Below are 6,612 nucleotides of genomic sequence, written 5' to 3'. Positions count from 1 at the left end.
TTGAGCGCCTCTGTCTGACTTTTTATCGTGCTGGTGCTCTCGTTTATGCTTGCGGACATCGTCTTTGTGGATTTGAGGAGTTGTGAAGCGAGCACTACCGCTACTGCTATCACTATCGCCAGAATAATAAGCATTTCGGCAGAGATCTGACCTTTCATACCCATCACCGTATTAAAAATCAGTCACAAATTTTATAAACCTTTATCTGATGTACGACAGACCCGATTCGCCCGTCTCAGGTGTCTCTTCCTGTGCTGCGCGTTCTATCTGTGCCAACATCTTCTCGTTCTCGGCTGCCTTCTTATCCAGTTTGTCCGTAGCAACGGTTATCTTAAGGATCCGCGATAACACTCCCAACACCTTTTTCGCTGCCTTGGCATCGACGTACCCGCCGTGCGTTTCACCCATCAGACATAACCCTTTCAACCCTTTCATCTTGGCGATTGCCAGAAGCAGACCCGCGGCACCTATTATCGGTCCCTTTGTTTTACCGAACTCTATCCCGTACTCGCTGTATTCCTGAACGAGTTCCGGTTCTGTAGCGGCTCCGAACACTCTCGGGTCATGCGTGATCACGCCCGTACCGTACCCGCCGATGGTAACAACGAGTTTGCCGCCCTTCTTCTTAAGATAATCTATGATCAATTCGTTGACCTCGTACTGACCTACCGTATCGACGGGTTGCGCTTCGCCGACAAGTATAAGTAGGTCGTGTTTTCTTCGTTTCACATGGTACAACTCGTTCTTCATGATTCTGACGACTCCCGTTTTACTCATTATCACATGATGGGGGAAATGCGGCGAATATATCTCTGCAACCTTCTCCGCTTTCAGTTCCTCAACAAGAAGTTCTGCAACCAGTTTACCCACAAACCCTATCCCAGGTAACCCTTCTATAAGGATAGGGTTATTCATCTTTCTTCTCTTTATCTCTTTCAATGTAGTTTTCATGGAGCATCATCCTCCTGTACTTGCCGTAAGGGTCGTTCGGGTTGAACCGCGGGGGATGGGGGTTGACTGTTCGTTCACCGTGGCAGAACTCTTTCAACGTGTAATGGTGACCGACCTTACAGTACCTGAGTTTGAACATCCTTATCACTTGACCTTCTCACGTTCAAACCTGAACTCTACGTTACGGTTCTTGCTGCACGTTTCGATCTGTGACAACACATTCTTCAGTATCTCTTCACCCTTCTTGTAATCGCGGATCTTGATGTTTATCCGGTATTTTGGCGCGCCCATGTATATCAGTTCGAACTCGCTGTCCTCCTCCTTAGGTACTTTTATCTTGCCCAGACATTCCCTTATATCCTTGATACCTGTCGGTGAATACGATATGTAGGTGAGTATCCCTGTGATCCTGTGCATGGGTTTTTTGATACTTTCCTCAGCAATCCTTATCAGATGTTTGGATAACCCTTTACTCAGACCTAGACCTTCCAATGCCTCCTCCTTAAATTCTGATATCTCCTCCATGGCTGTGTAGAGGTCTCCGTATTCATCCTTGAGTTTTTCTATGACCTGCGGGATCTTATCCTTTCTTAACCTGCTCCGTTTGCATGCCAACAGGACCAGGTTGTACGCGCGTTTTTCTTTCTTGACCTGTTCGAGTTTACGGTCTTTCTCCTTATCGCTTACACGTTTCAGAGAGATGTCTATCATTCCCCTCTCCGGGTCAACACGGATCACCCGGGCAACGTACGTCTTACCCTCATCTAAAAACTCGTGTATGTTCTTGATCCATCTCGGTGCAACCTCAGAGATATGTAGGAACGCCTCTTTATTACCGTACTCTTCAAGTGTGCAGAACGCACCGTGTTTGAATATCTTCTTAACCTTGGCGAGAACCAGCTCACCCCTGTTAGGGTACTCTTTCAATCTATCACCTTTGTAAACGCTCAGTCATAGGTCTCGACGATTTTGGCATTGAGTATTTTGATACGACCGCCCGTGTTCTGAACCAGTTGTTCCCCGCATTTACAGTATATGGGACGTGTCGAATTACTGAAAACGATCCGTTCCGCACCGCATTTGTTACACACTATTTTATAGAACCTGCTGACCATCGGCCCACCTCCTTTTACTTAGCGATGATCTCCAGTTTTCTTTTTGTACGTGTTCCTATCACACGTTCGTGTTTCTTTTTGCATACGGTGCAGGTCAACATTATCTTCTGTCTCTTACCGAGCTTCTTAACAGTAACCTTACCGGCGCGTTTACCGCCGTGTCCCTTCATCTTCCGCGCATGACGTCTGTTACCTTCAGCCAACGCGCGGCCTTCACCAGACCGTTTCGGCGCCAGTTTAACGGTGTGTACCGTATGGGTTTTACAGGTCGGACAATAGGTTCTGATTTCTTTAGGTATCTTCATAAGGTCTCACCTCTTAAACTTCTCTACCGTATCCGGCCCTGACGAGGAACCTTGCCTCTTTCTCAGGAAGATGGACATTGGTACCCTGTTTGAACGGACCGTACATTCTACCATCAGCACCTTTGTACGGAGGTACATCTTTAACAATTTCAACATTTATAAATGTAGTGGCTTCACCACTGTCTTCGTTCACTACCGTTTCGACCAGTTCTTCCTCAACCTTTTCTTTAGTTTTCAACACATCGAACCGTTTTATAATACTGACAAGTTCTTTATAAAATGTTATCTCTTCGGGTGTCATACCTTCTGTGTACATCTCATCGGTCTGCATGGCACGCAGTATGATCTTCTTCTTTCTCTGTTTTATTATGTCCTCGCATACGTGACGCGTGTTCTCGTACTCTTTGATGAGCATGATGTTCGGTTGATTCTTGATCTGTTCATCCATCCTCCGGAGGTGCTCCGCCAACCGTCTGTAGAAGTCATCCGGTAACTTTGACAACGCCATCGATTCGCGTTCCGTCTGTTGCAAACGTCTCAGTGAAGAGTAGGTGATCTGATCGTTCATGCTAATTTTAATAGTGCGTTCCTGTTTTAAACCTTGCTCATTCCGCAGCCTTCTTGCACAACAGGTAGAGTGCAACATATTCCGGCAGTTCTACCGTCCTCCCTTGTTTGAACGGACCGAACGTCTCGTTCTTCATCACGAGTTCCGGCACGTCCTCCACGATTTTTACACGGACCGTCCGTGAACCGAACACAACCGCATCGTTCATCGGGTCGAACCGGTCTAAATCGTTGACAGAGATACGTTTTGCCAACAGCGAACTCCCCCCATGCAACGAGTTGGGTAACCTGATCAGTCTCGCCGTGTCCATGGTTACCTGTGTATCGATCTGATCACTCAACCTTATACCTAACGTCTGTATGACCTTCTCAAACTTCTCGCGTTGTCGTGCGATCTTCAACCTGGACCAGTTGCCTTCTTCTATCCCTTTGATGAACCAATCCAGGTCCAAAGGGTTGGATAACCGGCGGTGTAACCATGTCCTGAACTTCCTATCGTTGCGGAGTTGTTCGATAACCTGTCTGGCAAACCTGCCCCTGTATCCGCCGTCGGAAGGTTTCGGTCCCTCTACCTTCTTGCCCTCACTGAACAACGCGTCATAACTCAACCCTTTCCCAGTTATGTAATCGACGATCTGTTTGCGTTCCTTTGCTGACAAACTTCTGACTACTTCGTCGGTGATGTGTACGTGGTAACCTTTTGACCCTGAAAAGTTCACCTTGATCTCATCCTTGGAAAACCCGAAATCGGCTATGAGAAAATCCTCGATCAGTTTGATCGTTCTCTCCTTTACCTCTTCCAAACATTCTTTGCTGGTGAACCGTCCGCATTCCTCCCTGTCCGCATCGAGGTCGAAGATGAGGTCTGCACCCAACCATTCCTTCTTCTCCATCGGTCTGGCGTCCGGATATCTGTAATACGCGGCAGAATACGAAATGTAAAACGGTGTATCGTTAATCAGATAATCTTTGAGCTGATACAGAGAGTTGAAAGACATGTGACGCATCTCTATCTTTTTCTCCCATGAACCTACACCGAACTCGCGTTGGTGTATGTTCGGAACATCTATCGAACGTTCCCTCTGATAGTATTCCGAAAACTTCTTCTTAACGAATAGGTCTGGACGCATCTCTATCACCTTTCCTTTTTGTGTCCTTCTTACCTGCTCTGTACTGAAGCGGGTTCTTTATCCCGCAATCTGCTACACAGAGTCCGTAGGATTGAACCGTTGAACAGTTGGGTACACTGTAATCATGTGAAGATATGTACTTTACCTGGTACTCGGTGATCTTTATGTTGAAGTCCGGAGAGTTTGAGAACAGTTCTATTATCTCTTCATCGGACCACCCAGCCTTGTGAAGGTACATCGTCAGGAACACGCGACCCATGTGGGACAGGTTCTTGTGTTGATAGAGGTCGTTTATCAACGATTCTATGCAGGGGGGTATGTCCCCAACCCTTTTTTCTATGTTACGAACCGGTTTAGGTAACGATGCTTTAACGTCTTCGGCTGCACGAACCAGTGATGCGGGCGGGTCGGTGAGCTTGACCTTTCTCTCAACATGACGACGGATCGCTTCCTCCAAAATGCGGATGCGCTCCTCTGCTGTGATGCGCACATACCCGTTCCTGAGGTCACGGTTGATCAACAGGTATTCCGGACTACCCGGCTGATTACGTATGAACTGTACGAAATGTAACAGATATCCTTCTCCGTCGGGCACGAATCCCAGACCCAGCTCCTTTGCCACCCTGTTGACAGTTTCCTGGTCCTCACGGACAAGGTATTCCTTGGCACGTTTTGCTTCACCTATCGAATATTTGGCAATTATGTATCTGTCGTCTGTCAAGGATACGATCATCTTTGCAACTGCATAACTCAATATCTCTTCTTGTTCTATGTCCTCGCGTTCCACGAAGAATGGGAGTTTGTTGTTGAAGGCGTTGATGATCCTTTCCTTTGCTTTTTCGATGATGTAATCGTTGAGCCTCCATCCTTCACCGATCAACTTTTTAACGTATCCCTTAGCTTCCTCGGTGAACGGATATCTGGCAGCCCTAAGTAAAGACATGTTTAATCTCTCGGTATCAACTGTTTAAAATTGTTTTTGCCGAAATGCACCGGTCCATCCGAAGAGTTCGGAAACAGAAAGACATTTCTCCGATTTCCAAAATTTTTTAAATATTATCAGTTATGACCTTACTCATGTGGGCAAAATTAAACGGTGCATTGGCAGGTTCTATCCTTCCAATAATCTTCTGTTTAGTTTATGATGTTCCAAGGGGTATCTTTGGTTTGAATCCTTTCAGCTTCGTATATCTTATTGGTATTTATGTGGCTTGCTACGTGTACGTAAAGACAGAAAAGAAAGGCCCTACCGCAAAAGGGTGCGGTGAGACGGCAGCACTTATGGCAGTAGTTAACGGATTATTTTTATCGGTCGTTGCGCTGTTTTCTGTCACCCACGGTGTTGGTACATTATTTAAAGTATTATATTCTTACGTGCCTCTGCTCATAATCTTTGGTGTACTTGTTGTTTCGGCAGTATGTTTCCTAATTGGTTATATGTTCGGCAAACTGTTCTTCAGGAAGGATATAGAAAAGAGTTGGAAAGGAGACATGCGTGGAAAAGAAGAAGGGGAAGACGAGTGGTAATCTTATTTAAGTTAAATCTTTTAGGGGTTTTACAATCGCAAATCGTTAGTGATGAGAGAAACCTTTAATAAAATTTCTTTCATTTTGAAATCAGGTGCGATTGTGAATAAATCTCCAAATTCTTCTTAAAAACTGGATTTTGATTTGGTTAAGTATGTTAATCTGGGTTTTATTTGTGATTTTATCTTTTGTTATGTGAGGTATAATACATAACAAAAAAATAAAATTAGAGAGGAGAATCAACATACCAAGCACATACCTGACCACATTCTCAAAATTCCTACCCCTTACCTTCTCACCTAATATCATCTTAAGTCTGGAGAAATATGTTTCTACCAACCATCTCTTCCCATACTTATACTTATCTCTCCAATAATCATACCCGTACCTGTTTTTCTCGTAAATATACCTATCCCTAAGATAATTAATCTCACCTCTAACATTCCTATTCTTAAACCTGAATTTAGCTCCGGAAATAGGAGGAACTATTAACCTAATCCCTAACTCCCTACACAACTCATATATCTTATGAGAATCTGCTATCTTATCAGAATAAAGTTCAACCTCTCCCTTATACCATCCTCTTAAGTCTATTAACATCTGTTCCAACATCTTAACGTCTGATATATCATCTGTTGTGATAGAATAGGAAAGTAGGGTCTGACTCTCCATGTCTATGATCACATGGAGTTTGAACCATCTCCTTACTTTACTTCCATATTTACTTATCCTGTAATACCCTCCTATCCTGTGAGATAACCCTGTAGAATCATATATCAGAGTTAATTTTCTCTTACTCTTAACCTTCCTTTTATTTTCTTCCAACATATCCTTAAAGTATAGATCTAACTTGTCCAATCTCTTGATGATAGTAGTTCGGTGGGGAAGAATAGGTATCAGATCTCCTATAAAATCCAGTACCTTACTCAAAGATTTATCCAGAAATACGTATAAGAGGTAGATACTTAGGATTAACTCATAAGAAAACTTATACGGTCTCCCTCTCTTCCCTCTGTT

The 6,612-nt window shown here is 44.3% G+C and carries 11 protein-coding genes; 1 reads left to right on the top strand and 10 read right to left on the bottom strand.

Annotated elements, in window-relative coordinates; genetic code table 11:
• The 9 genes from J7K41_04225 to J7K41_04185 form a co-directional block, all read right to left on the bottom strand.
• A partial coding sequence (locus tag J7K41_04225) for a class III signal peptide-containing protein (protein ID MCD6549882.1) occupies positions 1-164 on the bottom strand: 164 nt, incomplete at its 3' end.
• 37 nt (positions 165-201) lie between these two features.
• Positions 202-951: a proteasome assembly chaperone family protein gene (locus tag J7K41_04220; protein ID MCD6549881.1), complete on the bottom strand. Its 750-nt coding sequence runs from the start codon at positions 949-951 to the stop codon at positions 202-204.
• Positions 908-1,090 carry a nucleolar RNA-binding Nop10p family protein gene (locus J7K41_04215; GenBank protein MCD6549880.1) on the bottom strand — a complete coding sequence of 61 codons (183 nt, stop codon included), beginning with the start codon at positions 1,088-1,090 and terminating at the stop codon, positions 908-910. The genes J7K41_04220 and J7K41_04215 overlap by 44 nt, the downstream gene beginning before the upstream one ends.
• Before the next feature lie 5 nt (positions 1,091-1,095).
• Positions 1,096-1,878 (bottom strand): translation initiation factor IF-2 subunit alpha, encoded by a 783-nt coding sequence (locus J7K41_04210; GenBank protein MCD6549879.1) that lies wholly within the window; start codon positions 1,876-1,878, stop codon positions 1,096-1,098.
• 20 nt (positions 1,879-1,898) lie between these two features.
• Positions 1,899-2,066 carry a 30S ribosomal protein S27e gene (locus J7K41_04205; GenBank protein MCD6549878.1) on the bottom strand — a complete coding sequence of 56 codons (168 nt, stop codon included), beginning with the start codon at positions 2,064-2,066 and terminating at the stop codon, positions 1,899-1,901.
• Positions 2,067-2,080: 14 nt separating this feature from the next.
• Entirely contained in the window at positions 2,081-2,371 is a 291-nt protein-coding gene (locus J7K41_04200; protein ID MCD6549877.1) for a 50S ribosomal protein L44e, read from the bottom strand.
• A gap of 13 nt (positions 2,372-2,384) precedes the next feature.
• On the bottom strand, positions 2,385-2,939 hold the full coding sequence (locus J7K41_04195; protein ID MCD6549876.1) for a DNA replication complex GINS family protein: 555 nt from the start codon (positions 2,937-2,939) through the stop codon (positions 2,385-2,387).
• A 37-nt stretch (positions 2,940-2,976) separates the two neighbouring features.
• The gene (gene priS / locus J7K41_04190) at positions 2,977-4,068 is read right to left on the bottom strand and encodes a DNA primase catalytic subunit PriS (protein MCD6549875.1); all 1,092 of its coding nucleotides are present in this window, start codon (positions 4,066-4,068) and stop codon (positions 2,977-2,979) included.
• Positions 4,046-5,011 carry a hypothetical protein gene (locus tag J7K41_04185; protein ID MCD6549874.1) on the bottom strand — a complete coding sequence of 322 codons (966 nt, stop codon included), beginning with the start codon at positions 5,009-5,011 and terminating at the stop codon, positions 4,046-4,048. Before J7K41_04185 ends, priS begins: the two co-directional genes overlap by 23 nt.
• A 134-nt stretch (positions 5,012-5,145) precedes the next feature.
• Here J7K41_04185 and J7K41_04180 point away from each other — a divergent pair, with 134 nt between their 5' ends.
• Positions 5,146-5,595 carry a hypothetical protein gene (locus J7K41_04180; protein MCD6549873.1) on the top strand — a complete coding sequence of 150 codons (450 nt, stop codon included), beginning with the start codon at positions 5,146-5,148 and terminating at the stop codon, positions 5,593-5,595.
• Positions 5,596-5,685: 90 nt separating this feature from the next.
• Here the strand turns inward: J7K41_04180 and J7K41_04175 are convergent.
• A partial coding sequence (locus tag J7K41_04175; protein MCD6549872.1) for an IS5 family transposase occupies positions 5,686-6,612 on the bottom strand: 927 nt, incomplete at its 5' end.

The sequence above is a fragment of the Candidatus Micrarchaeota archaeon genome (assembly GCA_021163225.1).
GTDB lineage: Archaea > Micrarchaeota > Micrarchaeia > Anstonellales > JAGGXE01 > JAGGXE01.
The sequence above is the reverse complement of the archived record's forward strand: the minus strand, read 5'-3'. Positions and strand labels throughout refer to the sequence as shown.

Excerpts from the sequence above, each read along its gene's own strand:
- J7K41_04215 (MCD6549880.1), bottom strand. The coding sequence starts at position 1,090 with ATGTTCAAACTCAGGTACTGTAAGGTCGGTCACCATTACACGTTGAAA.
- J7K41_04185 (MCD6549874.1), bottom strand. The coding sequence starts at position 5,011 with ATGTCTTTACTTAGGGCTGCCAGATATCCGTTCACCGAGGAAGCTAAG.
- J7K41_04205 (MCD6549878.1), bottom strand. The coding sequence starts at position 2,066 with ATGGTCAGCAGGTTCTATAAAATAGTGTGTAACAAATGCGGTGCGGAA.
- J7K41_04200 (MCD6549877.1), bottom strand. The coding sequence starts at position 2,371 with ATGAAGATACCTAAAGAAATCAGAACCTATTGTCCGACCTGTAAAACC.
- J7K41_04220 (MCD6549881.1), bottom strand. The coding sequence starts at position 951 with ATGAAAACTACATTGAAAGAGATAAAGAGAAGAAAGATGAATAACCCT.
- J7K41_04195 (MCD6549876.1), bottom strand. The coding sequence starts at position 2,939 with ATGAACGATCAGATCACCTACTCTTCACTGAGACGTTTGCAACAGACG.
- priS (MCD6549875.1), bottom strand. The coding sequence starts at position 4,068 with ATGCGTCCAGACCTATTCGTTAAGAAGAAGTTTTCGGAATACTATCAG.
- J7K41_04180 (MCD6549873.1), top strand. The coding sequence starts at position 5,146 with ATGTGGGCAAAATTAAACGGTGCATTGGCAGGTTCTATCCTTCCAATA.